Raw genomic sequence first — 26,424 nt, forward strand, 5'->3', positions numbered from 1 at the left:
GGCGGGGGTGCTACCGGGGATCCGCGGTGAGCGAGTTGGAGTCGGCGTTGTGCGGCGCGTGGCAGGCGGTGCAGCCCACCACCCCGCCCACGCCGATGCCCAGGTCGTTCGAGGGGTTGGTGTCGCCGCTGGCGCCCTGCACGCCTCCGTCGGCGTCGAGCACGGTGGCGGCGGTCCGGTCGTAGCCGCCGCCGTTGTCGCCGAGCATCTGGCCGACGGGGTGGCTGAAGACCCTGGTGGGCGTCCAGCCGGACTCCTGGTCCAGGTGGCTCTGGGCGCGGTCCTGGTGGCAGGTGAGGCACTGCTCGCCGGCGCCGTTGGGGGCGCGCAGCATCGGGTAGGACACGTAGAAGTTCCAGAAGTCTCCGACCTGCCAGCCGGCCGAGATGCGGATGGAGATGGCCGGGTCGTCGAGGGTCATGGTCGTGCCGGCCGTGAAGGGGCCGCCCACCGGGGTGGCCGCGTCGGGCGTCCAGGTGCCGCCGGTGGCCAGGGAGCCGCGGAACCAGCTGAGGCCGCCGTCGTGCGAGATGGCCAGGGTGGTGGGGGAGACGATGCGGACCCGGTAGCCCTTGGCCTCGGCGGCGCTGGTGGCCGTGACCAGCGTCAGGAAGCCCGTGCCGGTGGTGGCGGGGTTCTGCTGCGGCCGGGGGTCGTTGAGGGCGATGGAGGTGTGCAGCTTGTTGGGGGCGAAGGACTTGTTGGCCATGTGCTGGTTGTGGCAGACCGAGCACTCGAGCCGGCCGGCGATGACGCGCAGCCGCATCTGCGGGTCGCCCGGCAGCACCGTGCCCACGGTGGCGTTGACGGCGGTGGCGTCCCAGCGGTGGTGCGCGCCGCTGACGCCGGCCACGGCCTGGTCGGCGGAGGTCCAGCCGAAGCCGAGCCGGTGGTTGGCGCCGCCGTAGGAGGCGTGGCAGGCCACGCAGGCCTCGGTGATGGTCACCTGGCTGGTGAGCGAGGTGCCGACCGCGTTGTGCAGCTGGTGGCACTCGGCGCAGCCGTTCGGCCGGATGGACTGGTCGTGCGGCGCGTCGGTGGCGGCGGCGAGCCGCGGCGCGGCGAGGGCGAGCAGGGCGATGAAGAGGACCCGGGTGATGCGCATGTCTAGTACTCCTCACCAGTCACGAGGACGGAGACCTGCTGCGGCCTGCTCCGGGCGACGCCGTCGTCGACCTCGAGCTCGAACACGTACTGGCCGGCGGCCGGCGGCACGAAGGTGGGGGTGGCCAGGTTGGTCCTGAGCTGCACCCAGGGGCCGGCCACCTGCGTCCAGCGGAAGCTCCTGGCCCCGCTGCTGCGCAGGCCGTCCAGGCGGACCAGCTCGCCGACGATGGCCGAGGGCTGGACGGACGGGCGGGCCAGCGGCAGCGGGCGGCCGGCGGTGAGGGCCTCGAAGCCGACCCGCACCGGCACGCCGGCCACGCCGGCCTCGGTGACCTGGAGCTCGAACTCGACGAAGCCGGGGGCGAAGGCCACCACGGTGGCGGCGGACCGGTCGCCGTTGGTCAGGCCGGCCGCGGGGCCGGAGACCTGGCGCCAGCGGTAGGAGAGCGCGCCGCCGGCGCCGGCCGCGCTGGCCCCGCCGTCGAGCGCCACCGCGGCGCCCACGCTGGCCTTGGCCGGGGCCGAGGCCATGGCCTCGGGCAGGGCCGCGCCCGCCTCGGCCACGTAGACCTGCACGGTCTCGGGGGCGGAGCGGAGGCCGCCGTTCCAGGCGGTCACCCGGAAGACGTGGCGGCCGGGGGCGGTGGGGGTGAAGGTGGTGGCGGCGGCCGCGGCGTCGAGGCCGGAGGCCTGCGGGCCGGAGACCTGCTCCCAGGAGAAGGTGGTGCCGAAGGTGGAGACCACCTCGAGCGCCACGGGGGCGCCGACCTGGCCGGTCAGCACCGTGGAGACGGCCAGGGCGGTCGGCACGTTGACGAAGGGCTCGACCACGATGACCGGCACCTCGGCCTCGCCGACGGCGCCGCCGGCGTCGCGGGCCGCCAGCTTGAAGGCGTGGTAGCCGGCGCCGAGCGGCTGGACCGAGTAGGTGGCCCCCTTGGCGAGCGCGGCGGCGGCCGGGCCGGCCGTCTGCTCCCAGGAGAAGCTCAGCCGGTCGCCGTTGGCGTCGGTGGAGCGGGCGGCCGAGAGGTTGACCCGGTCGCCCGGCGACACCACCGCCACGCGGCCGGCGTCGGCGAAGGGCACGGCGTTCTGGACCACCACCTCGACGCGCGAGGGCGGGCTGGTGACCACCGGGCCGAGCTTGGTGCAGGCGGCCACGCCCTCCAGGGCGTAGGTGCCGGCGGCGCGGGCCACGAAGGTGGGGGAGGTGGTGGCGGCGCCGCTCAGGGTCACGGCCGGGCCGTCCACCTGCTTCCAGGTGGCGGTGCAGGTGCCGGAGCCCACGAAGACGCCGGTCACCTTGACCTGGCCGGGCTCGGTGCGGGCCGGGGCGGAGGCCACCAGCGAGGCGGCGTGGTCGCCGGCGTCGAGCGGGTCGTAGCCGGCCAGCAGCTCGTCGCCGTCGCGCAGGCCGTCGCCGTCGCTGTCGGCCAGGAAGACCTTGGTGCCCAGGGCCACCTCGTCCTGGTTGGAGAGGCCGTCCTGGTCGGCGTCGGCCAGGGCGTCGGTGGAGTCGGCGGCGTCGAGGCCGGCGGCCGCCTCGGCGGCGTCGGTCAGGCCGTCGCAGTCGGTGTCGCCGGCGCAGCCCGCCAGGGCCGTGCCGTCGCCGAACCGGTCGAGCCGGCCGACGTCGTAGTTGGCCACCAGCAGGTCGCCGTTGGAGAGGAGCGCCATGCCGGCCGGCTGGCGGAGCTGACCGGGGCCCGTGCCGAAGCTGCCGACCGCGCCGACGTTGGCCCCCTCGGAGGTGAGGACCTGCACCTGCCCGGCGAAGGCGTCGGCCAGGTAGACCTTGCCGCCGGCCGCCGCGATGCCGCCGGCCAGCAGCACCTGGCCGCCGCCGATGGAGCGGACGTAGGTGCCGTCGGCCTGGAAGGCGTGCGCCAGGGCGCCGGTGGAGCTGGCGTCCTGGGTGACCCAGACCAGGCCGGTGGAGGCGTCCACGGCCACGTCGTACACGTCGTTCAGGCGGGCGGCGCCGGCCGTCGTGAAGAGCGCGGCGGTCGAGCCGTCGGTCCGGATGGCCTGCACCACGCCCGCGGCGCGGTGGGTCATCCAGAGCAGCTCGTGGGCGGCGTCCCAGGCCAGGCCGGTGGGGCCCTCGGCCAGCCCGAGCTTGTAGCGGGACAGCACCTTGCCGGAGTGGACGTCGAGCTTGAGGATGTTGCCCTTGGTGGTGGAGGCGTAGAAGGCGCCCGGGGCGCCGGTCACCGTCACCACCCCCTCGTCGAGGTCGCGGACGGCGCGCAGGCCGCCCAGCCGGGTGAGGAGGTGCAGCCGGCCGACGCCGTCGGCCACGGCCAGCTCGCCCGTGGGGGCGGCGGCGACGCGGCGGGGCTTGCGGAGCTGGGTGGAGAGGCCGCCCTGGAACAGGGAGTTGGCCACGGCCACGTTGACCTGATCGACGGCCACGCCGCCGCTGCTGGAGGTGACCGTGACCTTGATGACGGCGTTGCCGGCGGTGGCGGGGGCCACCCAGGCGATGGCCGGGGTGCCCTGGCCGGTGAAGGCGCCGGCCGAGGTCTCCCAGAGGTAGGTCAGCTCACCGCCGGCCGGGTCCACCGCGGTGACGGCGAAGGCCAGCTTGGCGTTGACCAGGACCTGGCCCTCCGGCGCGGCCAGGCCGCTCAGGGCCGGGGCCGGGGGGGCCGGGACGACGGCCACGGCGACGTGGGAGGGGGCCGAGACGTCGACCCCGGCCACCGCCCAGCAGGAGGCGGTGGCGCCGCCCTCGGCCGGGGTGGTCCACTCGACGCTGCCCGACTGCAGGGCCGCCGGCGACACCGCCACCTCGGGGGCCGCCAGGACGCCGCCGGTGACGGCGAAGCGGAAGGCGCTGACCAGCGAGGCCGGCGCAATCAGGCCGTCGCGCCCCTTTGCGGCGGTGCAGGTCAGGAAGACCTTGCTGGAGGCCGGGACCTCGAGGCACATCCGGGACGCCAGCGACCCGGAGCAGGCCCCTGGCGAGACCGTCACGCCGGGCGCCTGGATGATGGGAGGGGCCCCCGCCCTTCCGGCGACGGGAACGAGCCCTGCGAGCAGCACGAACGTGGCGTACACGAATGGCCTGAGCGTCATGGCGGGGGCCATGTGCAAGGGCTGGGCCTCCTGTCCCCTCTGGGGCGGACACCCTGGTACCCTGGCGCACCTCCGACTCAGGCCGGTTTTGACGAGTTTTTTCACCTCCGTGGGGAAAGGTCCCACACCCGCACACAAGGGACCTGGGTCCTATCACCCATCCGGGAGTGTTTTCGCCCATTCCCTTCCCCCAGCCGACGACCTGGCCCCGCCGGTGTCACCTCCTGGCGGCGCCTCGGAATACATTCCTTCGGGCTAACCCATACATGCTCCGGCGTTCTCCCCCCGCCGCCTCCGGCACCGCCCCGCGGCCCCCCGCTCAACTCCCCCCTCCCGGCCTCGGACGGCCGCCCCCTCCTGCCCGCGGAGTCAAAGCCGCCGGACTGGGTACTCGGCCCAATATCGCCCGCCCGCGGATTGCGGGAGATTGTCGTCAGAAAGGGGAGACACCATGACGACCACCTTCGCAGCCAACCAGGCAGTGCCGAGCGGCACCTACTTCGACGCCGCCCGCTGGACGATGGTTCCCGTGGCCGCGGACGGTGACCGGCTGCCGGCCGGCCCGGGCCCCTACCACCGGGTGCCCACCGCGCTGGCGCTGCTGGCCACGCCGCTGCTGGGGCTGGCCTACGTGGTGGTCCTGCCCGTCGCCGGCGTGGCCTCCCTCGGGCTCGGGCTGCTGCGCCGCCTCACCGGCCGGGCGGCCGAGGGCGCGTCGGACCTGGCCGCCGCGGTCTCACCGGACGTCGCCACGGGCGCCGCCTACCTGACCGGCGCCGAGGGCGACGAGAAGGACGCCGCGGCCGGCCAGGCCGAGCCCGGCGCGGCGACCCCGGAGCTGGAGCGGCTGCGCCAGGAGATCGAGGAGAAGCGGTCCTAGGCGCCCCTCCCCTACTCGTCCACCCGGATCACGCCGCGCTTGATGGCGAAGCGCACCAGCTCGGTGCGGTTGTGCACGCCCAGCTTCTCCATGACGTGCTCGCGGTGGCTCATGGCGGTCTTGACGCTGATGCCCAGCACCTCGGCCACCTCCTTGTTGCTCTTGGCCTCGGCCACCAGCTTGAGCACCTGCTTCTCGCGGTCGGTGAGCGACTCGTAGGGATCGGCCCCGCCGGCCGAGGCCGGCCCGGCCTCGGACATGGCCACCCGCGCCACCTCGGGGTCGAGCACCAGCCCGCCGCGGTGGACCGCCCGGATGGCGCCGGCCAGCTCCGCGCCGGCGCTCTTCTTGAGCACGTAGCCGGAGACGCCCGCCTTGAGGAGGCGCCGCACGTACTCCCGGTCCTCGTACTGCGAGAGGATGAGCACCTTGGCCCGGCGCCCCTGCTTCTTCAGCTCGATGGTGGTCTCGATGCCGCCCAGCCCGGGCATGGCGATGTCCATCAGGACCACGTCGGGGTCGAGCCGCTCCACCTCCACGATGGCGGCCTGGCCGTCCGAGGCCTCGCCCACCACCTCCAGGTCGGGCTGGGCGCCCAGCAGGGCGCGCACGCCCTCGCGCAGGATGGCGTGGTCGTCCACGATGAGGATGCGGATCTTGCTCACGGGGTGGTCCTCCGGCCGGCGGCGGCGGCGGTGACGGGGCCGCGGGGCGTCTTCACGTGGCCTCCTGGGGCTGCGGGACCTGCGGGATGGGGATCTGGACGTCGACCCGGGTGCCGGCGCCCGGGCTGGAGTCGATGTGGGCCTTGCCGCCCAGCAGCTCGGCGCGCTCGGCGATGCCGAGCAGCCCCCAGTGCGGTCGCCCGGGGCGGCTGGCCACCTCGGCCTGATCGAAGCCCTTGCCGTCGTCCTCGATGGTCACGTGGATCCGGCCGGCCTCCAGGCTGGCCTCGATGAGCACCTGGGTGGCCTGGGCGTGCCGGGCGATGTTGCTCATGGTCTCCTGGCACATGCGGAACAGGGCCGTCTCCAGCTCGGGCGGCAGGCGGCCCAGCTCGGAGAACTCGAAGCGCACCGCCACCCCGCGCTCCTGCAGGGTGCGCTGGGCGTACCAGCGGATGGCCGAGAGCAGGCCCAGGTCGTCGAGCACCGAGGGGCGCAGGTCGAGGATGAGCCGGTGCACGTCGTCGAGCACCCAGGTGGCCAGCACCTTGACCTCCTCCAGCCCGGGGTCCTGCCCGGCCCGGATGGCCTCCTGCGAGCGCTCGATGCGCATCAGCAGCACCGCCAGCGACTGGGTGGTCTCGTCGTGCAGCTCGCGGGCCACCCGCTTGCGCTCGTCCTCCTGGGCGGTGATCACCTTGCGCAGCAGGTCGGCCCGCATCAGCTCGCGCTCGCGCAGCTGCTGGTTGGCCCCCTTGAGCTCGCTGGTCCGGTCGCGGACCCGCTGCTCCAGCCGCTCGTTGGACTGCTCCACGCTCTCGACCAGCCCCTTGAGCCCCTGGCGCATCCGGTCGAGCGCCTGGCCGAGCCGCCCCACCTCGTCCTCGCCCAGCGCCGGGATGGGCCAGGCCAGCTCGCCGGAGGCGATGCGCTCGGCCTCGGCGGTCAGCACCGCCACCGGCTGGGTGACGCTGCGGGCCGCGCCCCAGGCGAAGAGGCCGACCAGCCCGAGCTGGCCCGCCAGGATGCCGGCCACCGCCAGCCAGGGGATGGCGCCCTCGGTGGGCAGGGCCTCGTCGAGCGACTGGCGCACCACCACGCCCCAGGACGCGCCGGTCAAGGCCGTGAAGGTGAGGAGCTCCGGGCCGCGACGGGGGGCGCCGGGGGCCTGGGCGCACTCGGTGGAGCGGGTGGTCCCGCTGCGCTTCTCGCGGATCATCTCGGCCAGCAGCGGGGCGCACTCGGCCGGGCGGCCGGTGCGGCGGGGCTCCGAGGAGGCGATGACCACCCCCTCGGCGTCCACCAGCTCGGCCACGCCGGTCTGGCCGCGCCGCAGCAAGGCCATCATGCGGTCGAAGCCGCGGCGGCCGGGGTCGAAGGTGCCGCCGGCCACCCCCACCACCGCGCCGCTGTAGTCGCGCACCGGCACCAGCTCGTGGACCAGGGCGCCGCGGGCGTCCACCAGCAGCCCGGAGAGGCGCGGCAGGCCGGTGCGCAGCACCTCCTCCACCAGCGGCAGGGTGGCCTTGGGCGCCGCCGAGATCCGGCCGGCCGGGGCCTCCGCCAGCACGGTGCGCGCGGTGTCGAGCAGGAAGATGGCCTCGCGGTGACGGAAGTGGGCGAAGGCCTCCAGCACCGCCTTCTCCTCCACCCCGCGCTGCCCCTGCCCCAGGTGCGGCCCCACGTTGGACGCCAGCCGCTGCAGGAGCTCGAGGTCGCCGTTCAGCTCCTGGTCGAAGTGGGCCGCCACCGCGGTCACCGCCGCCACCCGGCTGGAGAGCAGCCGGTCGTCGAGGGTGCGCAGCCAGAACCACCCCACCCCGCCCATGAGCGCCAGCGGGAAGAAGATGCCGATGGCCATGAGCAGGTAGACCCGGACCCGGATGCCCAGCCGCCCGCCCGCCGCGGCGTGGGGGGACCTGCCGCCGCTCACGGCGCCCCCCGGCGGTGGGCGCTCTGCGCCATGCGGTGGAGCTCGCCCACGTCGCCGCGGGTGCGCAGCACCATGGCCCGGCCGTCGCGCTCCCAGCGCAGCTCGTCCCAGGGCACGCCGTCCACCAGCACGCGCGCCCGGGTGGCCGGCCGCGCGCCCACCGTGGCGCGGGCTGTGGTCAGCTCGCTGCCCACCGCCGCCAGCTCCGGCGGGATGGGGGCGCCCGGCGCGGTGGCCTGCAGCAGCACCAGCGCCGGCGCTCCGCCCTGCCGCTCCCGGAAGGTCAGCCTGGCGGCCCCGCCCGGCCCGCCGGCCACGCGGACCTCGGCGGGCGGCCAGCCCAGGTGCGACGGGAAGTAGGACGGCAGCGCCAGCCGGGCGCCCAGCAGCTTCTCGGCCGCCTCCACCGTGGGCACCGTCACCAGGTCGCGCTCCGCGCCCGCCAGCCAGCCCGGCAGCTGCCCGAAGGCGGCCAGCGTGAGGGTGGTGGCCAGCATGACCCAGCCCAGCGCGGCCAGCATCCGCACCGCCTCGAGCCCGGTGGGCCGGGAGTCCTGGACCGTGGCGCTCATACGACGAAGTAGAGCACGGCCGTCACGCCGGCGCCGGCCAGCGCCAGCCGGAGGCGTCCGAAGGGGAGCCAGGCCGGGGCTGGCTCGAGGAGGGCCCGGGCCCGCTGCTCCACGTCCAGCGAGCGGGCCTTGCGCAGCGGCCCGGCCAGGGCGCCGCCGAAGACCAGGGTGCGCCGCGAGGCGCCGGCCCCGGTGGCGCGGTGCAGCTTGATGAGGCCGCTGGCCAGCGCCAGGCGGTCGGCCCCTAGCTCGACCCCGCGCTCGTCGGCGCGCCGCTCGGCGTCGCGGGCCAGCACCCGCGCCTGCACCTGGAAGGTCGGGTTGAAGCACATCAGGGCGCGCAGCCCCATGACCACCCAGCTGCGCTCCGGGTCGCGCCGCTCCAGGTGGGCCGCCTCGTGGGCCAGCGCGGCCCCGAGCTCGGCCGGGTCGAGCAGCGCCACCGCGCCGCGCGACACGTAGATGCGCGGGTGGCGCACCCCGGCGCAGTAGAAGACGGCGGCCTCGCGGTCGAGGAAGGCCACCGGCGGCGCCCCCCCGGGCCGCCGGGCCAGGGGCCGCAGCGCCACCTCCAGCGCGGCCGCCGAGGCGGGGTCGGGGCTCACCGGCACCGGGCGGGCCCGGCGCAGCGCGGCCACCAGGGAGCCGAGGTCGAGCAGGAAGAGCAGCAGGCCCGCCCCGGCCAGGCCCAGGACGAAGAGCCGGTAGAGGTCGAGGCCCAGGAGCGGGACGTCGCGCCAGCGGTGACCCGCCAGCAGCGCCTGCTCGCGGAAGCCGGCCTCCAGCCGCTCCGGGAAGAGCAGCACCAGGGCCGGGAAGAGGACCAGCGGGTAGCAGAGCGCCAGCAGGCGCAGCCCCATGCGCTGGGCCGGGTGGCGCACGCTCCAGGTCCGCGCCAGGGCCTCCACGAAGAGGGAGGCCACCAGCGCGTGGACCAGGAACTGCGCCAGGATCTCAGCCCATGGCTCCGGGAGGTGTCTCATCGGTCGGCGGGTGGGTGCCGGGCTCCCCTGCGAGCCGCCCCTCCATGCGGGCGAGCTCCAGCGGATGCTCGTGCACCATGCGCTCCCGGCTGATCTTACCCGTGAACATGGAAGCGTCGAAGGGGAAGACGTCGGGATTCAGGTGGGCGTTGAAGATGTGCCAGATGGTGATGACGAAGAAGGCCATCAGCCCCTCGTTGGAGTGGGCCACCTTGGCCGCCGGGATGAGCTGCCCCGGCACCAGGCTGGCGAACTGCACCGGGAAGAAGAGCACGAACCCGGTCACCACCATGATGACGTTGCCGAAGACCAGCCCCCAGTACTCGAACTTCTGCTTGTAGTCGTAGCGGTCGTAGTGGGGGTGCTTGTCGGTGGTGCCCAGGTAGAACTTGAGCTGGAGGATGGCGTCCTCGAAGTCCTTGCGATCCGGCACCATGGTGAAGCCGATCTTCTTGGACAGCATGGCCAGGCTGGCGTTGGCGAAGTGGACCACCGTGGAGATGGCCAGCACCACGCCGCAGAAGCGGTGGATCCAGCGGGAGCGGTCGATGCCGCCGAACAGGTCCACCAGGCCGTGGGCCCAGCCGGACTGGTAGAACTTCTGCGGCAGGCCGGTCAGGCACAGCAGCGCGAAGACCGCCATGGTGATGAAGTGCTCGACGCGCTGCTGCAGCGTGAAGCGGATGAAGTAGCTGGGGCGGGCGGAGCGGGCGGTGGTGGTGGCGTGGTCCATGGTCGTCTCCCGGCGCCTAGCGGTTCACGACGACGCGCCACAGGTGCAGCGCGATCTGGAGGAGGAGGCCGCCCACCATGAAGGGGATCATGAGGCGGTAGAAGAGCTGCACCAGCCAGACCAGCGGCGCCTTCTCCAGGCTGGGCTCGTAGTGCGAGAGCCAGGCCTTGGGGAAGGTGGCGCTGGCCCCCTGGTGGCACTTGGCGCAGGTCTTCTGCAGGTTGGCCGACATGACCGTCGACTGCGGATCGTCGGCCTTCTGGATGTCGTGCACGCCGTGGCAGTCGGTGCAGACCGCCGCCAGCCGCTTGCCGTCGGCCTTGCGCTCGCCCTTCTGGAAGGTGGCCGACATGCCGTGGAAGTCGGTGAGGTAGGTGGAGATGACCGCGGTGGAGAGGCCGTAGCGGGCCATCAGCTTCTCGTCGCCGTGGCAGCGGCCGCACAGCTCCGGGGTCCGCATGGCCAGCGCCCCGTCGCGCGGGTCGGTGGTGTCGTGGGCCCGGTGGCAGTCGGTGCACACCGGCACGTCCGGGTTGGCCTCGGAGGCCCGCCCGTGCACGCTCCTGGCGTAGACCTCGGCCTCCTCGACGTGGCACTTGGAGCACATGCCGGAGATGCGGGTGCGCGGCTGGCCCGGGCGGGAGATGTCGTGGGCGCCGTGGCAGTCGACGCACAGCGCCGCCTTCTCGTTGCCCTTCGCCATGACCGCGTAGTGCACGCCGTCGAGGGTCTTGGTGTAGTTGGCGAAGTGGCAGCCCTTGCACTGCTCGTAGTAGGCGCGCGTCACCTCGCGGCGGTTCTTGAACTCGAGCGAGCCGGTGGCGTGGTCGCTGGTCTTGTTGGAGTGGCAGTCGGTGCAGCGCAGCGACTCGCCGTGGACCGACTTGGCGAAGGTCTCCTGGTCCACGAAGAGCGAGAGCTTCTCGCCGCTCGGCAGGTCGAAGCTCTGGTCCGGGTCGGTGTGGCACCCCAGGCAGTCCTCCTGCTCGGCCGGGATGCCGGCCAGGGCGGGAGCGGCCCCGAGGAGGAGGAACAGCAGCGGCAGTTTGCGCATCGTGAACCCCAGCCGGGTCGAGCGAGACAACCCGCGTCAATGGAGAGGCCCGAGTCGGGCGACACTTCGTACCAAGACCACGAAGGGGCGTCCATTCATATGATGCTGATTTACCTGAGACTTTTTCCCTAGTTTTGGCGCACATTTTTCATGCCGTGCCATCCGGCCGGTCCGGACGCGCAATTCTTTCCGATCCAGATCAATTGAGCCCTGGGTGGGCCGCCTTGGGGTCGGACAGGATGCCGCGACCCGTGATCGCGGGAGACAGGATGCCGCAGGGACCCGACGTCCGAGGCGAGGTCCGGCGCCCCCCCTCGGGTCCGCCGGGCCGGGGGCACCCCGCCGGCCCCCGGGCGGGGGCACGGCCCGCCACCCCGCCGGGCGCCGAGTTGATCCGGGGCGCGGTCCTGCTAGTTTCGGCGACCCGTGAACGACCCGCGCGCCATCCTCCTCGTCCGCTGCCCCGACCGGCCCGGCATCATCGCCGCCATCTCGGCCTTCCTCTTCCGCCACGGCGCCAACGTCATCGACTTCGAGCAGCACAGCACCGACGACGACGGCGGCGTCTACTTCACCCGCCTGGAGTTCCAGACCGGAAAGATCGACCTGCCCCTCGACGACCTGCAGCGCGCCTTCGCCCTCGACGTGGCCCGCCCCTTCGGCATGGACTGGCGCCTCTCGGTGGCCAGCGAGCGGAAGCGGGTGGCGGTGCTGGTGTCCCGGCACGACCACGCCCTGCTCGAGCTGCTCTGGACCTGGAAGCGCGGCGACCTGCGCGCCGACGTCACCCAGGTGATCTCCAACCACCCGGACCTGCGGGCGGCGGTGGAGGGGTTCGGCGTCCCCTTCGCCCACGTGCCCAACGACAAGCACCGGCGGCCCGAGGCCGAGCGCGAGATGCTGGCCCTCCTGGAGGGCAAGGCCGACGTGGTGGTGCTGGCCCGCTACATGCAGATCGTCTCGGCCGACTTCGTGGGGCGCTTCCCGGACCGGGTCATCAACATCCACCACAGCTTCCTGCCGGCCTTCGCCGGCGCGGACCCGTACCGGCAGGCCTACGAGCGCGGCGTCAAGATCGTGGGCGCCACCGCCCACTACGTCACCGAGGTGCTCGACGCCGGCCCCATCATCGAGCAGGACGTGGGGCGGGTCTCGCACCGCGACGAGGTCGAGGACCTGAAGAGCCTGGGCCGGGAGCTGGAGCGCCGGGTGCTGGCGCGGGCGGTCCGCTGGCACTGCGAGGACCGGGTGCTGGTGCACGGCAACAAGACCGTCGTCTTCTCCTGAGCGGGCGGCGCACGATGCGCCATCGCCCCGTCCGGCCGCTCAGTCCCCCGCGGCGCTCGGCGGCTCGGGGGCCGGGGCCGCCGCCGGCTTCGGCGGGCTGAGCAGCGACAGGACCACCGCCCCGCCCAGCAGCCCCGCCACCACCAGCAGCGCCACCCCCTGGCCGACCTTCACCCAGGGCGCCGCCACCATCTTGCCTCCGATGAAGAGCAGCACCAGCGCCAGCCCGGCCCGGAGGTGGATGAAGCGGTCCATCAGGCCGGCCAGGGCGAAGTACAGCGAGCGAAGCCCCAGGATGGCGAAGATGTTGGAGGTGAAGACGATGAACGGGTCGAGGGTCACCCCGAAGATGGCCGGGATGGAGTCGAGGGCGAAGACCACGTCGGAGAGCTCGATGAAGACCAGCGCCACGAAGAGCGGCGTGGCCACCCAGCGGCCCCCCTCGCGCAGGAAGAAGGCGTGCCCCTCGAGCCGGGTGGTGGCCGGGATGACGGCGCGGATCATGCGGAAGGCCCGGCTCTGCTCGGGGTGCGGCGCCTCGTCGCCCCGGTGGAGCAGCAGCTTCAGGCCGGTGAGGAGCAGGAAGGCGCCGAAGACGTAGATGAGCCAGTGGAACCGCTGCAGCAGGGCGGTGCCGGCCAGGATCATGGCGGCCCGCAGCCCGAGCGCGGTGAGGATGCCCCAGAAGAGCACCCGGTGCTGCAGCCTCGCCGGGATGGACAGCGAGGTGAAGATCACGACGAAGACGAAGAGGTTGTCCACCGAGAGCGACTTCTCGATGAGGTAGCCGGTCAGGAACTCGGCCGCCTTGGGGCCGCCGAAGCGCCACCAGAGCAGGGCGTTGAAGCACAGCGACACCGCCACCCAGATGCCGGTCCAGGTCAGGGCGTTGCGGATGGTGATGGGCTCGTCGCGGCGGTGGAAGACGCCCAGGTCGAGCGCCAGGAAGACCAGCACCAGCGCGACGAAGCCGGCCCAGAGGCCAGGGGAGCCGACGGTCTCGAGCAGGGGAGCCTCCGGAGTGGAGGCCCTCTATAGGGGCCCCGGTCCGGCCGGAGGGTGAGGATCTTTCGCTGGATAGGTTAGATTTTCCCTCACCATGGAATGGCTCAACTACCACCACCTCTACTATTTCTGGACCGTGGCCCGGGCCGGGTCGATCGCCAAGGCCAGCCAGGAGCTCCGGCTGGCGCAGCCCACCATCTCCAACCAGCTCAAGACGCTGGAGGGCTCGCTGGGCGTCAAGCTGCTGGAGCGGCAGGGGCGCCGGCTGGTGCTCACCGACGTGGGGCGCACCGTGCTGCGCTACGCCGACGACATCTTCCGCACCGGCCGCGAGCTGCAGCTGGCGGTGAAGGGGCTGCCCACCGGCCAGCGGGTGCGGCTGGTGGTGGGGGTGGCCGACGTCATCCCCAAGCGGCTGGCGGCCCTGCTGCTCCAGCCGGCGGTGGCGGCCCAGCGCGACCTGCAGCTGGTCTGCCGCGAGGGGCCGCTGCCGCAGCTGCTGGCGGCGCTGGCGCTGCACGAGCTGGACGTGGTGCTGGCCGACGTGCCGGCCGGCGAGGACGTCAAGGTGAAGGCCTTCAGCCACGAGCTGGGGAGCTGCGGGCTCAGCTTCTTCGCCGCGCCGGCGCTGGCCCACCTGAAGCGGGGCTTCCCGCGCTCGCTGGAGGGCCAGCCCATCCTGCTGCCGGCCGAGGGCACGGCGCTCAGGCGGGCCCTGGAGGCCTGGCTGGAGGCGGAGGGGGTCCACCCGGTCATCGCCGGCGAGTTCGACGACGGCGCCCTCATGAAGGCCTTCGGCGAGCGCGGCCTGGGGGTGTTCGCGGTGCCGCGGGTCATCGAGGCGGAGGTGCGCGAGACCCACGGGGTGGCGGTGCTGGGGCGGGTCGAGGCCATCCAGGCCCACTTCTGGGCCATCACCGTGGAGCGCCGCCTGCGCCACCCGGCGGTGGCGGCGCTGGCGGAGGTGGCCCGCGGCGAGCTCTTCGGCCCGGGGGCGGCCGGAGCGCCTGCGCGGCGCGCCCCCCCCGGCGCCTGACGGCGCACCGGCCGCAGCGGGGGAAGGTGCGCCCCGGCCCCGGCCCAGCTACAACCCCGACCATGAGCGCCCCGACCATCACGGTCTACACCAAGGACAACTGCCCGTACTGCGTCCGGGCCAAGGCCCTGCTCAAGCGCAAGGGCGTGGCCTTCGAGGAGATCGCGGTGGAGGGGCGGGACGACCTGCGCACCTGGCTGGTGGAGGCCACCGGCCAGCGGACGGTGCCGCAGGTCTTCGTGGGCGAACGCTCGCTGGGCGGGTACTCCGACCTCGCGGCGCTCGACCTGCAGGGCGCGCTCGATCCGCTGCTGCGGGGCGAGGGCTGAGGCCGGGGCGGCCCGGTCCGGCCGCCCGGGGCTGCACTCTCAGTGAGCGTCCAGGGCCGGTGGCGGGCCGGCCGGCGCGCCTGGCGCGCCGCGCCGGGCGACCGCGCCGACGCGATTGACGGGGCCCGGGCCCCGCCCTATGACGGGCGCCACATGAGCCATCCCTCGTCGACCCGCCGGCACGGCCGCGCGCCACCCGCCCTGCGAGCGGCCGCGCTGGCCGCCCTGGCCGCGCTGGCCGCCTGCAGCCACGTGCTCCCGGCGCGCTACGTGGACCGGCGGCTGGCCGAGGCGGGGGCGGCGACCCCGACCCCGACCCCGACCCCGACCCCGACCCCGACCCCGACCCCCGACCCCGACCCCGACCCCGACCGCGACCCCGACCCCGACCTCGACCCCGACCGCGACCTCGACCTCGACCTCGACCGCGACCCCCCAGCTCCCCGCCCCGGCCCACCTCTCCGACCTCCTCGACCTGGCGCTCTCGCGCGACCCGGCCACCCGCGCCGCCTGGCACGAGGCGCGCGCGGCCGCGGCGACGGCCGGCGCCCGCCGCGCCGACTACCTGCCGGTGCTCGACGCCACCGGCCTGCTGCAGCAGCAGTCCGCCAGGCTCTCCGACGCCGGGGGCGAGCGCCCCGTCTTCGCCAGCGCCTCGGCGGAGCTGAGCTGGCTCCTGCTCGACCTCGGCGGGCGCGGCGCGCGGCGCCAGGAGGCGGAGCTGGAGCTGCAGGCGGCCGCGCTGGCCCACCAGGCGGCGGCGCTCGACCTGACGCTGACGGTGGAGCTGGCCTGGTTCTCCTACCAGGCGGCCCGGGCGCTGGCCGAGGCCTCGGCGGTCGGCGTGCAGCAGGCCACCGCCAGCCTGGACGCCGCCGAGGCCCGCCGCCGCGCCGGCGCGGCCACGGTGGCCGACGTGCTGCAGGCCCGCACCGCCCGCTCCCAGGCCACCCTGGACGCCCTGCGCCTCGACGGCCAGGTGCTGGCGCTGCGGGGCACCCTGGCCACGCTGGCCGGGCTGCCGCCCTCCACGCCCCTCGAGGTGGTGCCGCTGCCCGCCGAGCTCCCGCCCGACCTGGCCCTGCCGGCGGTGGAGCGGCTGCTGGAGGACGCCGCTTCCACCAACCCGGAGCTGGCGCGCGCCCGGGCCCAGGCCGGCGCCGCCGAGGCCCGCGCCACCGCGGCCGCCCGCGCCAACCTGCCCACCCTGTCGCTGGCCGCGACGGCCGGGCGGGCCTGGCCGCTCGAGCCCTCCGGCGCCGCCCTGCAGGCCTGGACGGCCGGGCTGGTCCTGTCGGTGCCGCTCCTCGACGGCGGCCGGTCGCGCTTCGACGCCGAGGCCTCGCGCGAGGTCGCCCGGGCGGCGCGGGAGCGGGCCGAGCAGGCCGCCCGCCGCACCGGCCTGGAGACCTGGACCTCGCTGCAGGCGCTGCGCACCTCGGCCCGGCGCATCGAGACCTCCCGCGACCTGCTGGCCTCGGCCAGCGCCGGCGCCGAGGTGGCCGCCGCCCGCTACCAGGAGGGGGTCGGCTCCATCCTCGACCTGCTGGCCGCCCAGAGCGCGCTGGCCGGCGCGCGCGCCGAGGAGATCCTGGCCCGCGCCGACTGGCTGGTGGCGGTGGCCCGCCTGGCCCGCGCCACCGGCCGCACCCCGCCCGCAGCCCACGGAGCCCTCCGATGACCCGCCGTCCGCCGCCCGCTCCGCCCGCCGCAGCCCGGCGCACCTCCGCGCCCTCCCTGCCCGGCGCCGGCGCCAGCCGCGCCGCGGCCCGGCGGCCCCGCCACCCGGGCGCCCTCGCGGGCCTGGGCGCGGCCCTGCTGCTGGCCGGCGCCGGGGCGGGCTGCGGCCAGGCCGGCCCGGCCGCGGCGCGCACCGCCCGCCCGGTGCCGGTCCGCACCGCGGTGGCGCAGGCGAAGTCGGCCCCGGTGAACGCGCGGGCGGTGGGGCGCATCACCTCCGCCCGCACCGTGGCGCTGCGGGCCCAGGTGAGCGGGCAGCTGCTGCGGGCCCACTTCACCGAGGGCCAGACGGTGCGGGAGGGCGCGCTGCTGCTCGAGCTCGACCGGCGCCCCTTCGAGACCACCCTGGCCGAGGCCCGCGCCAACCTGGCCCGCGACGAGGCGCGCGCCGGCAACGCCCGCGCCGAGCTGGCCCGCGCCGAGGAGCTGGCGGCGCGCGAGTTCGTGACCAGGCAGCAGGTCGAGGCCGCCCAGGCCACCGCGGCGGCGCTCGACGCCGGGGTGGCCGCGGCCCGGGCCGCGGTGCAGCGGGCCGAGCTGAACCTCGCCTGGTGCACCATCCGCGCCCCGCTGACCGGCCGCACCGGCCGCCTGCTGGTGCAGCCCGGCAACCTGGTGGCCGCGGGCACCCAGGACCTGCTCACCATCGAGCAGGTCAAGCCGGTCTACGCCAGCTTCGCCCTGCCCGAGCGCCACCTCGGGGCGCTGCGGGCGGCGGGCGCGGGGGCCGCGGTGGCGGTGCGCCCGGCCGCCGGCGGTCTCGAGGCGGCCGGCACGGTGGAGTTCGTGGACAACGCCGTCGACCCCACCTCCGGCACCGTGCTGGTGAAGGCCCGCCTGCCCAACCTGGACGAGGCCCTCTGGCCCGGCCAGGCCGTCGAGGTGACGGTCCGCCTGGCCGAGCGGCCCCTGGCGGTGGTGGTCCCCTCCGCGGCGGTGGCGCAGGGCCAGCGCGGCGACTACGCCTGGGTGGTGAAGGACGGTGCGGCCGAGCTCCGCCCGCTGGCCGTCGAGGAGGCCGGCGAGCGGGAGGTGGTGGTCTCGAGCGGGCTGGCCGCCGGCGAGGTGGTGGTCATCGAGGGCCAGCTCAAGCTGGTGCCGGGCGCCACGGTGGAGCCGCTGGCGGACGCCGCGGGCACGCCGTGAACCTGTCCGAACCCTTCATCCGGCGCCCGGTCGCCACCGTCCTCCTGACCCTCTCGGCCATCGCCTTCGGCGCGGTGGCCTACCAGCAGCTGCCGGTCTCCGACCTGCCGGCGGTGGACTACCCGACCATCCAGGTGTCGGCCTCGCTGCCGGGCGCCAGCCCGGAGACCATGGCCTCCACGGTGGCCACCCCGCTGGAGCGGCAGTTCTCGGCCATCGCCGGGCTGACGGCCATGAACTCCACCTCGGGCCAGGGCGGCACCTCCATCACCCTGGAGTTCGACCTGGACCGCGACCTCGACGGCGCGGCCCTGGACGTGCAGTCGGCCATCTCGGCGGCCGGCGGCCAGCTGCCGCCCAACCTGCCGGCGGCCCCCACCTACCGCAAGGTCAACCCGGCCGACGACCCCATCATCTTCCTGGCCCTCACCTCGGCCTCGCTGCCGCTCTCCACCCTGAACCGCTTCGGCCAGGACCTCATCGCCCAGCGGCTGGCCACCATCCCGGGCGTGGCCCAGGTGCAGGTCTATGGCTCGCAGCGCTTCGCGGTGCGCGTGCAGGTGGACCCGCGCGCCCTGGCCAGCCGCGGCCTGGGCATCGACGAGGTGGCGGCGGCCATCCGCGGCCAGAACTCCAACCTGCCCACCGGCATCGTGCAGGGCACCTCGCGGGCCTACACGGTGGAGGCCAGCGGCGGCCTGGAGAAGGCCAACGAGTTCGGCAGCTCGGTGGTGGCCTGGCGCAACGGCGCGCCGGTGCGGCTCTCCGACCTGGGCCGGGTGCGGGCCGGGGTGGAGAACGAGAACACCGCCGCCTGGTTCTACCGGGACGGCAAGGAGCAGCGCGCCATCGTCATGGCGGTGCTGCGCCAGCCCGGCACCAACACCGTGGCGGTGGCCAAGGCGGTGGCCGAGGCGCTGCCGCTGGTGGAGGCGCAGATGCCGGCGGCGGCCCGCCTCTTCGTGCTCTACGACCGCTCCATCTCCATCCAGGAGTCGGTGGCCGACGTGAAGTTCACCCTCTGGCTCACCCTCGGGTTGGTGGTGCTGGTGATCTTCCTCTTCCTGCGCAACGTGCCCGCCACCGTCATCCCCTCGCTGGCGCTGCCGGTCTCGCTGGTGGGCACCTTCGCCGTCATGTGGTGGGCCGGCTACAGCCTGGACAACCTCTCGCTCATGGCCCTCACGCTGGCGGTGGGCTTCGTGGTGGACGACGCCATCGTCATGCTGGAGAACGTGGTGCGGCACCTGGAGATGGGCAAGCCGCCGCTGCGCGCCGCCCTGGACGGCTCGCGCGAGGTGGCCTTCACCATCGTCTCCATGACCATCTCGCTGGCGGCGGTCTTCCTGCCCATCCTCTTCATGGGCGGGCTGGTGGGCCGGCTCTTCCACGAGTTCGCCGTCACCATCGGCGCGGCCATCCTGGTGTCCGGGCTGGTCTCGCTGACGCTCACCCCCATGCTGTGCGCCCGCTTCCTCTCGCGCCCCCCGCACGCCGTGCAGCACGGCGCCCTCTACCGGTGGACCGAGCGCGGCTTCGAGGCCACCCTGCGCTCCTACGGCCGCGGCCTGGACTGGGCGCTCGACCACCCGCGCAGCGTGGTGACCTTCTCGGCGGCGGTGCTGCTGGCCATGGTGCCGCTCTGGGGGCTGGTGCCCAAGGGCTTCCTGCCCACCGACGACGCCGGCCGGCTGCGGGTCTCCACCGAGGGGGCCGAGGGGACCAGCTTCGACGCCATGGTCCGGCTGCAGCGGGCCGCCGCGGCCCAGGTGGCGGCCCACCCCGACGTGGAGCAGTTCATGTCCTCGGTGGGCTCGCGCGGCGTGGGCGGGGTGACCCAGGGGAACATGTTCCTCAAGCTCCGCCCCCGCGAGGAGCGGCGCCACATCAACGCGGTGGTGCCCGAGCTGCGCGCCCGCACCGCCCAGGTGGCCGGGCTGCGCTTCATCCCCACCGTCCCGCCGCCCATCTCACTGGGCGGCGGCGGGCGGGCCCAGTACACGGTGACCCTGCAGGACGCCGACCTGGCCAGCCTCTACCGGACCGCGCCCATCTTCGAGCAGCGGCTGCGCGACCTGCCGGACCTGACCGACGTGACCAGCGACCTCAGGCTGGCCAGCCCGCGGCTCAAGCTGGAGATCGACCGCGACCGGGCCGCCCAGCTGGGGGTGTCGGCGCAGGCGGTGGAGGAGGCGCTCTACTCGGCCTACGGCTCGCGCCAGGTCTCCCCCATCTTCGCCCCGGAGGACCAGTACCAGGTGATCCTGGAGCTGCTGCCCGAGCTGCGCGCCGACCCCCAGGCCCTGGGCTGGCTGCACGTCCGCGCCGCCGGCGGGAAGCTGGTGCCGCTCGACGCGCTGGCCACGGTGGAGCGCTCGGTCGGCCCGCTCACGGTGAGCCACGCCGGCCAGCTGCCGGCGGTGAACGTCTCCTTCAACCTGAAGCCCGGCAGCGCCATCGGCCCGGCGGTGGCGGCCATCGAGCGCACCGCCGCCGAGATCCTGCCGGCCACCGTCATCACCCGCTTCCAGGGGGCGGCGCAGGCCTTCCGCGACTCGCTGCGCGGCCTGGGGATCCTGCTGCTGGTCTCGGTGCTGGTGATCTACGTGGTGCTGGGGATCCTCTACGAGAGCTTCGTCCACCCGATCACCATCCTCACCGCCCTGCCCTTCGCCGGCTTCGGCGCGCTGGTGACGCTGTGGGCCTTCGGCGCCGAGCTGTCGGTCTACGCCTTCGTGGGCGTCATCATGCTGGTCGGGCTGGTGAAGAAGAACGGCATCATGATGGTGGACTTCGCCCTGGAGGCGCAGCGGGAGGGCAAGACCGCCCGCCAGGCCATCCACCTGGCCTCGCTGACCCGCTTCCGCCCCATCATGATGACCACCATGGCGGCGCTCTTCGGCACCTTGCCGCTGGCCATCGGGGTGGGCGCGGGGGCGGAGGGGCGCCGGCCGCTCGGCCTGGCGGTGGTGGGCGGCCTGGTCTTCTCGCAGTTCCTGACGCTCTACGTCACGCCGGTCTTCTACGTGCTCATCGACCGGCTGCGCCCCGCCGGCCGGGAAGCCAACCGAGCGTCCGCGGGTTCGCAAGCTGGGACGCTGACGGCCTCGACCGAGCCGTGAGCAGAATAGGACACTAAAGAGTCACCCCGTCCAGGTTTTGAACGGCCTTTGTCTGGCCCGTATGCTAGGACGAGGCGATCGGTCTCCACCGGCCCCCGCGTTGCCAAACCGTTCGCCCCACCCTGGCACCGCCCGGGGCACCATCCGCTGCCCCTCCAGGAGGGGGGCCACGCCATGCTGACGCAGAAGTTCCTGCAGCTCTTCGAGGTCGGCGCCGAGTGGGTCAGCTGGGTGCTGGTGGCGGTCTCGCTCTTCGGGACCGCCGTGGTGATCGACCGGCTCCGCCTCCTGCTCCGCACCCGCGAGCGCTTCGACGACCTGCGCGCCGCCCTGTCCGCCGCGCTGGCGCGGGGCGACGCCGCCGCGGCGCTGGCGGCCGTGGCCGGCGACTCGCTGATCCGCAACGTGCTGCGGGCCGGCCTGGCGCTGGCCGTCCGCGGCGAGCGGCGCACCGAGCCGGTGGAGCAGGCCATGCTGGGGGCGCTGGCCGGGGAGCGGGCCCGCTACGACGCGCGCCTGAGCACCCTGCTCACCATCGGCAACACCGGACCGCTCATCGGGCTGCTCGGCACGGTCATCGGCATCGTGCAGGCCTTCAACCAGCTCGGCCGGATGGGCACGGTGCAGGCGGCCAACAACGCGGCGGTCATGTCGGCCATCGGCGAGGCGCTGGTGACCACCGGCCTGGGGATCGCGGTCTCCGTCCCGGCGGTGGTCATCTACAACGCGGTCCGCGCCCACCTGACCGAGCGGGTCAAGCAGGCGGAGGCCCTGCAGCGGCAGGTCATCGCCGCCCTGCCCGGGCTGGGCGGCGCCGGGGCGGGGGGCTGACGGTGGCCGGCGGCGGCTACGACGCGGGCGAGGGCGAGGAGCTCATCGGCGGGGTCAACACCACGCCGCTGGTCGACGTCACGCTCACCCTGCTCATCGTCTTCATCGTGACGGCCTCCTTCGTGGTGGACCGGACCATGCCGGTGCAGCTGCCCACCGCGGCCAGCGCCGAGGCCACCCCCCCCTCGCTGCTGACCATCGCCATCGCGGCCTCGGGGGAGGTCTACTTGAACGGCGCGCCGGGCCGGCTGGAGGACATCCAGCTGGCGGTGGACGCGGCCCGGGCCCGCGCCGGCGGCGCGCCCGACGTCAAGCTGGCGGGGTTCGTCTCGGCCGACGTGGCGGCGCCCTACGGGAAGTTCGCCGAGGCGGTGGACCGGCTGCGCCTGGCCGGCGTCACCGAGATCGCCCTCGACACCCAGCCCGCCACGCCGTGACCTCGGCCCGCGCCACCTTCTGGCCGTCGCTGCTGGCCGCGCTGGCCCTGCACGGGGCGGCGCTCGGCTGGCTGCTGACCCGACCGCCCGCGCCGCCGCGGGTGCAGGCGCGCCGCTCCCCGACCACCGTGAAGCTGGTGACCCGGCAGCAGGCGCCCCCAGCCCCGCCGGCCCCGGCCCCGCCGCCCGACGTGAAGCCCCGGGCGCGCCCCGCGCCGGCCCCGGCGCCGGCCAGGCTGGCCCGACCGCTGCCCACCCAGCCGCCGGCCGCGCCACCGCCAGGCCCACCGCCGCCCCCGCGCCGCTTCGCGGTGGCCATGAGCGCCACCGCTCCGGGCGGCGGGGTGGCCGTGCCGGTGACGGGTGGTCCCACCGCGGCCCGCGGCGACCCGGGCCTGCCGGCCTCCACCCCGGTGGGCGACAACACCGCCTTCGCGCGCGCCGCCGCCGGGACGGCCGACGTGACCGAGGTGGAGCGGGCGCCGCGCCTGGTGCGCCAGCCCTCCTCGCTCGAGCTGCGCGCCCTCTACCCGGAGGCGGCGCGCCGCGACGGGCTGGAGGGCGACGTGCGGCTGGAGCTGCTGGTGGACGAGCGGGGCGCGGTGGCCGAGGTGCGCCTGCTGGAGCGCGCCGGCAACGGCTTCGACGAGGTGGCGCCCCGCGCCGCCCGGCTCATCGTCTTCCGCCCCGCCGAGCGCGCCGGCCGCGCCGTGGCCGTGCGCATCCCCTGGACCCTCAAGTTCCGCCTCGACGGGTGACCCCCATGGACCACGCCTCCTTCGCCCGCCTCGCCGCCGTCGTGCTCCTCCTCGGGGCCGGCCCGATCTCGCCGGCCCGGGCGGACCTGGCGGCCACGAGCCCGACCACCGCACCGGCCGCGGCGCCCCCTCACCCCGGCCCTCTCCCCCAGCAAGCTGGGGGAGAGGGTGAACAACCCACGACCCCGGCCTCTGCGCCCCCTCTCCCCGCCGGGGAGAGGGCCGGGGTGAGGGGCGAGCCGACCGCGACCGACGGCGAGCCCACCCTGGCCACCCCGCCGGTCCTCAAGGTCCTGGTACCCGCCGACCTCCCCGCCGGCACCACCTTCCCCACGCCCAGCGTGGAGGTGCTGCTGGGCATCGACGTGGCGGCCAGCGGCGTGGTGGAGGCGGTGCGGGTGGAGCAGGGGGCCGGCGAGCCCTTCGACGCCGCGGCCGCCGCCGCGGCCAGGTCCTTCCTGTTCGAGCCGGGCCGGCTCACCACCGGCGAGGCCGTGCCGGTGACCGTCGCCTTCCGCTTCACCATCACCGCCCCGCCGGCGCCGGCCGAGCCGGCCGCGGCGCCCGCGCCGGTCCGCTTCGGCGGCCGCCTGCTGCAGCGCGGCACCCGCCTGCCGCTGCGCGACGCGGCGGTCTCCGTCCGCACCGGCGGTGAGCCCCTGCGCGCCATCACCGGACCGGACGGGCGCTTCGCGGTGGAGGTGCCGGAGGCCTCGTTCACCGTGGTGGCCGCCCCGGCCGGGCACGAGCGGCTGGAGGCGCGCGTCGAGGCCAGCCCGGGCGAGGAGCGCGAGGAGACCTACTACCTGGAGCGGACCGGCACCGGGTACGAGACGGTCATCAGCGCCGCCCCGGTGCGCCGCGAGGTGACCCGCCAGGTCATCCCGGCGGCCGAGGTGGCCAAGGTGCCCGGGTCGGCGGGCGACACCATCAAGGCGGTGCTCAACCTGCCCGGCGCGGCGCGGGTGGCGTTCGGCGGCGCGGTGATCCTGCGCGGCTCGGCCCCCGGCGACAGCCGCTTCTTCGTCGAGGGGCAGGAGATTCCGCAGCTGTACCACTTCGGCGGGCTGCGCAGCACCATCAACCCCCGCTTCCTCGAGGCGGTGGAGTTCGTGCCCGGCAACTTCGCCCCGGACTTCGGCCGGGCCACCGGCGGCATCATCGAGGTGAAGCTGCGCGACCCCCGCGGCGACATGGTGCGGGGCGACGCCACCTTCTCGCTCTACGACTTCGGCGCCTCGGTGGAGGGGCCCCTGGGCGGCGGCTGGGCCGGCGGGGCCGCCTTCCACCGCTCCTGGATCGACACCCTGCTGCCGCTGGTGATCCCGGACGACGCCAACCTCAGCTTCAACACCGCCCCCCGCTACTACGACTACCAGTTCCTGGCGACCCGCCCGCTCGGCGGCCAGAAGCTGCGGCTGATCTACTACGGCTCGCTCGACAAGGTGGAGGTGCTGCTGGAGCGCCCCTCCGACGACCCCAAGATCACCGGCACGGTGGCGGCCCGCATCATGTTCCACGCCCTCCAGGCCAGCCTCTCCGGCGAGGTGCGGCCCGGGCTGCGCCACGAGACCTCGGTGCAGCTCACCCTGCAGCAGTTCCGGACCCAGTTCGGCCCCGAGTACTTCTTCGATCTCTCCACCAGCTCGGCCGGGCTCCGCTCCACCTGGACGCTGGACCTGGCCGAGGGCCTGGTGCTCCGCGCCGGCCTCGACGCCACGGCCGACTCGGGCCGCATCGACCTCAACGTGCCGCAGCGCCCGCTGGAGGGCGAGCCCTCCACCCCGGTCTCCACCTCCCCGACCACCTCGCTCAGCAAGGCCTTCTCGCAGCAGCAGCCGGGCGCCTTCACCGAGCTGCGCTGGGAGCCGGGGGGCGGGCTGGCGGTCTTCCCGGGCCTGCGGATCGACCACGACAGCCCCACCGGCCGCTGGACCGTCGACCCCCGCCTCGGCGCCCGCTGGGAGCTCCGGCCAGGCACCACGCTGAAGGGCGGGGTCGGCGTCTTCCACCAGCCGCCGCAGCCCGAGGAGAGCGACGAGGACACGGGCGACCCGAACATCGCCTCGCCCAGGGCGGTCCACTGGACGGTGGGGGTGGAGCACCAGGTGCGCGACGGCCTGTCGGCCGACGTGACCGGGTTCTACAAGCAGCTCGGCGACCTGGTGGTGCGGAACCAGGCCGCCGCCTTCGACCCCGCCGCCCCCCCGTACGTCTCCGAGGGGGTGGGCCGGGTCTACGGCCTGGAGGCCACCCTGCGCGCCCGCTTCGGCGAGAAGTTCTTCGGCTGGCTGGCCTACACCTACCAGCGCGCCTTCCGCACCGATCACCCGGGCGAGGCGGAGCGGCGCTTCGACTTCGACCAGCCGCACATCCTGACCGCCCTGGGCACCTGGACCTTCAACCCGGCCTGGTCGGCCGGGGCGCGGCTCCGGGTGGTCTCCGGCAACCCCACCACGCCGGTGACCGGCTCGGTGCTCGACGCCGGCAGCGGCACCTACGTGCCGACCTACGGCGCCACCAACTCGGCCCGGCTGCCGGCCTTCTGGCAGCTCGACCTGCGGGTGGACCGCACCTGGACCTACCGGACCTGGAAGCTGTCGGCCTTCCTCGACGTGCAGAACGCCACCAACCGCGGCAACGTCGAGGGCTACAGCTACAACTACGACTACTCGGCCCCCCCGGAGCCGGCCACCGGGCTGCCCATCCTCCCCATCCTCGGCCTCAACGCGGAGTGGTGACCATGCCCTCGAGAGCCCTCCTGACCCTGGCGCTGGCCGCCACCCTGGCCGGCTGCGCCGCCGACTTCGTGCCCGGCTCGGTGATCGTGGACCGGCGCGTCCTGGCCCTGGTGGCCAGCCCGCCCGAGCTGGACGGCACCGACCCGGGCGCCACCACCACCGTGGCGGCGGTGGAGGCCGCCCCCAGCCCGCCGCCGGCGCTGGCCGCGGAGCACGTCCTCGAGCGGCGCTGGACCTTCTGCCCCTTCTCGACCGGCGCCGCCACCGGGTACGCCTGCGCCGTGCCGGCCTGCGAGGTGGCGCTCGCGCCGGGCCCCGACGGCGCCGTGACCCTGGCGCCGGTGGCCCTGGCGGCCGCCTGCCTGGCCGGCGGCGTGGGGCTGCCCCCGGACCTGGGCGGCGGCGCCGGGGCGCTGCCGGCCACGGTGGAGGTGCTGGTGCGCTACCGGCTGGTGGACCGCCACGCGCCCGCCACCGGGCCGGCCCTGCCGGAGGTGGTGCTGCGCGAGGCGGTGCAGCGCATCCCGGTCTGGACCACCACCCCCACCGCGGCGCTCAACACCGCCCCGGCCTTCGCCGACCCGGCCGTCACCCTGGGCGGCGCGCCGGCGGTGGCCTGCCCCGACACCTCGGAGGCCGGCCTGGCCGCCTGCCCCGCCTCGGCCACCCTGGCGCCGGGCCTCCCGCTCCGCCTGGTGGCGGCGGTGACGCCCGGCTCCTTCGAGTCCTACCCCGCGGCCGACCGGACGGTGACCGAGAACGTCTCGCTCTCCTTCTTCACCACCGCGGGCCGCTTCACCGAGGAGCGCGGCGCGCCGCCGCCCCCGGCCGCCGGCCAGGCGGCGGCGCCCAGCACCGACACCCTGCTCGAGCACCTGGAGGTGCCGCCGGGCACCACCGCGGCGCTGCTCTGGGTGGTGGCGCGCGACCTGCGCGGCGGCCAGGTGGTGGCCGGACCGTTCAAGATCGACGTGGCGCCGTAGC

General features: G+C 75.0%; 21 protein-coding genes. 12 read left to right on the top strand and 9 right to left on the bottom strand.

Annotation, left to right across the window (positions count from 1 at the left end):
- Nucleotides 1–10: 10 nt before the first annotated feature.
- On the bottom strand, nucleotides 11–1,105 hold the full coding sequence (locus tag IPO09_09265) for a hypothetical protein (GenBank protein ID MBK9517524.1): 1,095 nt from the start codon (nucleotides 1,103–1,105) through the stop codon (nucleotides 11–13).
- Between the two features lie 2 nt (nucleotides 1,106–1,107).
- A complete protein-coding gene (locus IPO09_09270; GenBank protein MBK9517525.1) occupies nucleotides 1,108–4,041 on the bottom strand; it encodes a hypothetical protein in 2,934 nt (977 codons plus the stop codon).
- Nucleotides 4,042–4,639: 598 nt separating this feature from the next.
- Between IPO09_09270 and IPO09_09275 the strand changes: the two genes are divergently transcribed.
- A complete protein-coding gene (locus tag IPO09_09275) occupies nucleotides 4,640–5,068 on the top strand; it encodes a hypothetical protein (GenBank protein MBK9517526.1) in 429 nt (142 codons plus the stop codon).
- Nucleotides 5,069–5,079: 11 nt separating this feature from the next.
- Here IPO09_09275 and IPO09_09280 read toward each other — a convergent pair whose 3' ends face one another.
- The 6 genes from IPO09_09280 to IPO09_09305 all read right to left on the bottom strand — a co-directional run bounded on the left by IPO09_09280 (nucleotide 5,080) and on the right by IPO09_09305 (nucleotide 11,008).
- The gene (locus tag IPO09_09280; protein ID MBK9517527.1) at nucleotides 5,080–5,733 is read right to left on the bottom strand and encodes a response regulator transcription factor; all 654 of its coding nucleotides are present in this window, start codon (nucleotides 5,731–5,733) and stop codon (nucleotides 5,080–5,082) included.
- 52 nt (nucleotides 5,734–5,785) lie between these two features.
- Nucleotides 5,786–7,594, bottom strand: coding sequence for a HAMP domain-containing protein (locus IPO09_09285; GenBank protein MBK9517528.1), 1,809 nt, complete (start codon nucleotides 7,592–7,594; stop codon nucleotides 5,786–5,788).
- A gap of 68 nt (nucleotides 7,595–7,662) precedes the next feature.
- Entirely contained in the window at nucleotides 7,663–8,238 is a 576-nt protein-coding gene (locus IPO09_09290; GenBank protein ID MBK9517529.1) for a hypothetical protein, read from the bottom strand.
- Complete coding sequence (locus IPO09_09295; GenBank protein ID MBK9517530.1) at nucleotides 8,235–9,221, bottom strand: M48 family metalloprotease; 987 nt, start codon at nucleotides 9,219–9,221, stop codon at nucleotides 8,235–8,237. The genes IPO09_09290 and IPO09_09295 overlap by 4 nt, the downstream gene beginning before the upstream one ends.
- On the bottom strand, nucleotides 9,193–9,954 hold the full coding sequence (locus IPO09_09300; protein MBK9517531.1) for a cytochrome b/b6 domain-containing protein: 762 nt from the start codon (nucleotides 9,952–9,954) through the stop codon (nucleotides 9,193–9,195). Before IPO09_09300 ends, IPO09_09295 begins: the two co-directional genes overlap by 29 nt.
- Nucleotides 9,955–9,970: 16 nt before the next feature.
- Nucleotides 9,971–11,008: a cytochrome C gene (locus IPO09_09305; protein ID MBK9517532.1), complete on the bottom strand. Its 1,038-nt coding sequence runs from the start codon at nucleotides 11,006–11,008 to the stop codon at nucleotides 9,971–9,973.
- 426 nt (nucleotides 11,009–11,434) lie between these two features.
- On the opposite strand from IPO09_09305, the gene purU reads away from it, so the two are divergent.
- Nucleotides 11,435–12,295, top strand: a complete 861-nt coding sequence (gene purU, locus IPO09_09310) for a formyltetrahydrofolate deformylase (protein ID MBK9517533.1) — start codon at nucleotides 11,435–11,437, stop codon at nucleotides 12,293–12,295.
- Between the two features lie 39 nt (nucleotides 12,296–12,334).
- Here the strand turns inward: purU and IPO09_09315 are convergent, their stop codons facing one another.
- Complete coding sequence (locus tag IPO09_09315; protein MBK9517534.1) at nucleotides 12,335–13,303, bottom strand: TerC family protein; 969 nt, start codon at nucleotides 13,301–13,303, stop codon at nucleotides 12,335–12,337.
- Between the two features lie 91 nt (nucleotides 13,304–13,394).
- Between IPO09_09315 and nhaR the strand changes: the two genes are divergently transcribed.
- The 10 genes from nhaR to IPO09_09365 all read left to right on the top strand — a co-directional run bounded on the left by nhaR (nucleotide 13,395) and on the right by IPO09_09365 (nucleotide 26,423).
- Nucleotides 13,395–14,336 (top strand): transcriptional activator NhaR, encoded by a 942-nt coding sequence (gene nhaR / locus IPO09_09320; protein MBK9517535.1) that lies wholly within the window; start codon nucleotides 13,395–13,397, stop codon nucleotides 14,334–14,336.
- Between the two features lie 62 nt (nucleotides 14,337–14,398).
- Entirely contained in the window at nucleotides 14,399–14,665 is a 267-nt protein-coding gene (gene grxC, locus IPO09_09325) for a glutaredoxin 3 (GenBank protein ID MBK9517536.1), read from the top strand.
- 571 nt (nucleotides 14,666–15,236) lie between these two features.
- Nucleotides 15,237–16,346 (top strand): TolC family protein, encoded by a 1,110-nt coding sequence (locus IPO09_09330; GenBank protein ID MBK9517537.1) that lies wholly within the window; start codon nucleotides 15,237–15,239, stop codon nucleotides 16,344–16,346.
- A complete protein-coding gene (locus IPO09_09335; GenBank protein MBK9517538.1) occupies nucleotides 16,343–17,551 on the top strand; it encodes an efflux RND transporter periplasmic adaptor subunit in 1,209 nt (402 codons plus the stop codon). The genes IPO09_09330 and IPO09_09335 overlap by 4 nt, the downstream gene beginning before the upstream one ends.
- Entirely contained in the window at nucleotides 17,548–20,673 is a 3,126-nt protein-coding gene (locus tag IPO09_09340; GenBank protein ID MBK9517539.1) for an efflux RND transporter permease subunit, read from the top strand. The genes IPO09_09335 and IPO09_09340 overlap by 4 nt, the downstream gene beginning before the upstream one ends.
- A 174-nt stretch (nucleotides 20,674–20,847) precedes the next feature.
- Nucleotides 20,848–21,504, top strand: coding sequence for a MotA/TolQ/ExbB proton channel family protein (locus IPO09_09345; protein ID MBK9517540.1), 657 nt, complete (start codon nucleotides 20,848–20,850; stop codon nucleotides 21,502–21,504).
- A 2-nt stretch (nucleotides 21,505–21,506) separates the two neighbouring features.
- The gene (locus tag IPO09_09350; protein ID MBK9517541.1) at nucleotides 21,507–21,941 is read left to right on the top strand and encodes a biopolymer transporter ExbD; all 435 of its coding nucleotides are present in this window, start codon (nucleotides 21,507–21,509) and stop codon (nucleotides 21,939–21,941) included.
- The gene (locus IPO09_09355) at nucleotides 21,938–22,699 is read left to right on the top strand and encodes an energy transducer TonB (GenBank protein ID MBK9517542.1); all 762 of its coding nucleotides are present in this window, start codon (nucleotides 21,938–21,940) and stop codon (nucleotides 22,697–22,699) included. Before IPO09_09350 ends, IPO09_09355 begins: the two co-directional genes overlap by 4 nt.
- A 227-nt stretch (nucleotides 22,700–22,926) precedes the next feature.
- The gene (locus tag IPO09_09360; protein MBK9517543.1) at nucleotides 22,927–25,440 is read left to right on the top strand and encodes a TonB family protein; all 2,514 of its coding nucleotides are present in this window, start codon (nucleotides 22,927–22,929) and stop codon (nucleotides 25,438–25,440) included.
- A gap of 2 nt (nucleotides 25,441–25,442) precedes the next feature.
- Nucleotides 25,443–26,423: a hypothetical protein gene (locus tag IPO09_09365; GenBank protein MBK9517544.1), complete on the top strand. Its 981-nt coding sequence runs from the start codon at nucleotides 25,443–25,445 to the stop codon at nucleotides 26,421–26,423.
- Nucleotide 26,424: the final 1 nt, after the last annotated feature.

Origin of the sequence: Anaeromyxobacter sp., from assembly GCA_016718565.1 — a bacterium.
Taxonomy (GTDB): domain Bacteria; phylum Myxococcota; class Myxococcia; order Myxococcales; family Anaeromyxobacteraceae; genus JADKCZ01.